We start from the raw sequence: 2,425 nt of genomic DNA, 5'->3' as shown, positions 1-2,425 counted from the left end.
CGACGGTTCCACCACGGGCCCGAAGCTGGCCGAGTGGGCCTTCGACACCCTGCCCGGCAGCAACGGCATGGCCACGGGCAGCACCCGCTGGGAGACCGGGGCGGGGAACAGCCGGGGACGGGAGGTCGGACCGTGGGCATCGCGATGGCGGACATCCGCGAGTGGCGCGGCCACGCCGTGGTCGACGAGAAGAGCCACCGCATCGGTTCGCTGGAGTCGGTCTACGTGGAGACGGCCAGCGACGAGCCGTTCTTCGCCACCGTCACGGTCGGGTTCGCCGGTCGGCGCCGCCTGGTGTTCGTCCCGCTGGAGGGTGCGGTGGCCGGCCCGGACTACCTCCGGGTGGCGTACCCGCGCAACCTCGTCAAGCAGGCGCCGGCGATCGGCACCGACGACGTGCTGCCCGCCGAGGACGAGCCCGCCGTGTTCGCGTACTACGAGCTTCCGTACGCGACCGGCGCGGGCGGGGAGCGTCGCCTGGCCCGCCGCTGAACCGCCCCTGGCCCGCCGCCGACCCGCGCCCGCCCCTGCCGCCGACCCGCGTCCGGCGCGGGCGGGTCGGGTACGACGTTCGCCACCCGGGAATGAATACCCCGCCGGGTACACTTGTCCATCGACAGTCGATGTGAAAGGCGGCCCGACATGCAGGTGGACGAGGAGGCGGTCGGCGCGGTCCTGAACCGGCTGCGTCGCGCGCAGGGGCAGTTGGCCGGGGTGATCGCGATGATCGAGGCGGGCCGGGACTGCAAGGACGTGGTCACCCAGCTCGCCGCCGTCTCGCGCGCGCTCGACCGGGCCGGGTTCAAGATCGTCGCGAGCGGCATGCGCCAGTGCATGGCCGCCGCGGACGAGGACGCCCCGCCGATGAGCGAGGCCGAGCTGGAGAAGCTCTTCCTCGCCCTGGCCTGACCGGCGCTCCGCGCCTCAGGAGCACGGCCCGACGGGGGCCGCGGTGGACCGGTCCACCGCGGCCCCCGCCGCATGTCCGCAGGTGCGCCCACCGAAGTTCCCGCACCGCCCGACGCCCCGTCATGCTTCGTTCATGCGCCGGTCGCCGGCCTTCGGGTGAATGAGGCCGCCCGCAGTTGTACAGCCAACTGCGCGAGCTCCCTTCTCCCAGCCTCCGTGACCAGCCGTACCCGGCCCCGGCGAACCGTCCCCCGGCGGCCCGGTCCCGGGCGGCGGACAGGACAACCGTGGCCGCAGGCAGCGCCCTGACGCTCAGTTCCTCCACCAACCCCACCGAAGGCGACCGGCTCACCTTCCAGTGGACCACCGACGCCCCCGACGCCAAGAACTGGGTCGGCATCTACGACGGCGGCCGCCAGCCCGGCAACGGCGGCTCGCTGCTGTGGAAGTACACCCCGGGCACCTCGGGCGACGTCCAGCTCGACACCTCCGCGCTGACCGGCGGCCCGTACACCGCCTACCTGCTCGCCAAGGACGGCTACGGCATCCTCGCCAGGACCGAGCCGTTCTCCTTCCGCCCCAAGCCCGCCGTCGTCCGCCCGCACGCCGCCGTGGACGCGTTCACCGCCACGCCCGTCGCCCCGGGCGCCGCCGTGACGGTCCGGCTCGGCGGCCTCTGGTCCCGCCCGGCCGGCAACCCGGCCGGCTCCGCCACCTACCGCAAGGTCGGCGGCCCGGCCTGGGCCGCCGTCAGCGCCGACGGCACGCTCACCGGCACCGCCCCCGCCGCCGCCGGCAAGAACCCCGAGCCGGTGGTCGTCGGCGTCAAGGACAGCACGGGCGCCACCGACACCGTCACCGTCCTCGTCCCGGTGGTGGACCCGGCCGCACCGCTGCGCCTCAAGGCCGCCAGCTGGAACCTGCACGACGCGGGCTCGGCCCACACCGACGCGCTGGAGAAGCAGTTGCGCGTGGTCCTCGCCCAGGGCCTGGACGTGCTCGCCCTGCAGGAGACCGCGGGGGAGCGGGCCAGGACCCTGGCCGACGCCCTCGGCTGGTACGCCTACCAGAGCCCCGGCAGCGTCGGCATCCTCAGCCGCCACCCGCTCACCGACGTCACCGCCCCGACCGCCGAACTGCCCGCCGCCGCGGCCACCCTGCGACTGCCCGGAGGCCGCAGCGTCCGCTTCTGGGCCGCCCACCTGGACGAGGCGGGCTACGGCCCGTACGCCGTCCAGGACGGGCGGAGCGCCGCCGAGGTGGAGGCCGCCGAGAACGGCTCGCTGCGGCTGCGGCAGGCCAGGGCGCTGGCCGCCGCCGTCCGCACCGACATCGCGCGGCGCACCCCGGTGGTGCTGGCCGGCGCGCTCTCCTCGCCCTCGCACCGCGACTGGACGGCCGCCACCGCCGCCGCCCACCAGGGCGTCGGCGCGCTCGCCTGGCCGGTCACCACGGCCCTCCAGGGGGCCGGACTGACCGACACCTTCCGCGAGGAGTGCCCCGATCCGGTCAAGGC

Annotated in this window: 3 protein-coding genes; all 3 read left to right on the top strand. The window is 75.4% G+C overall.

The window, feature by feature from the left end; genetic code table 11:
* Positions 1 to 144: 144 nt before the first annotated feature.
* Positions 145 to 492, top strand: coding sequence for a PRC-barrel domain-containing protein (locus ACIQOV_RS37540; RefSeq protein WP_401055264.1), 348 nt, complete (start codon positions 145 to 147; stop codon positions 490 to 492).
* Positions 493 to 642: 150 nt separating this feature from the next.
* Complete coding sequence (locus ACIQOV_RS37535) at positions 643 to 909, top strand: metal-sensitive transcriptional regulator (protein WP_392877763.1); 267 nt, start codon at positions 643 to 645, stop codon at positions 907 to 909.
* 287 nt (positions 910 to 1,196) lie between these two features.
* Positions 1,197 to 2,425 (top strand): endonuclease/exonuclease/phosphatase family protein (locus tag ACIQOV_RS37530; RefSeq protein ID WP_401055263.1); only part of this gene is annotated, 1,229 nt, incomplete at its 3' end.

This window comes from Kitasatospora sp. NPDC091257 (assembly GCF_044757675.1).
Taxonomy (GTDB): domain Bacteria; phylum Actinomycetota; class Actinomycetes; order Streptomycetales; family Streptomycetaceae; genus Kitasatospora; species Kitasatospora lactacystinica.
Note: the sequence above shows the minus strand (reverse complement) of the source record. Positions and strands in the feature narration are given on the sequence as shown.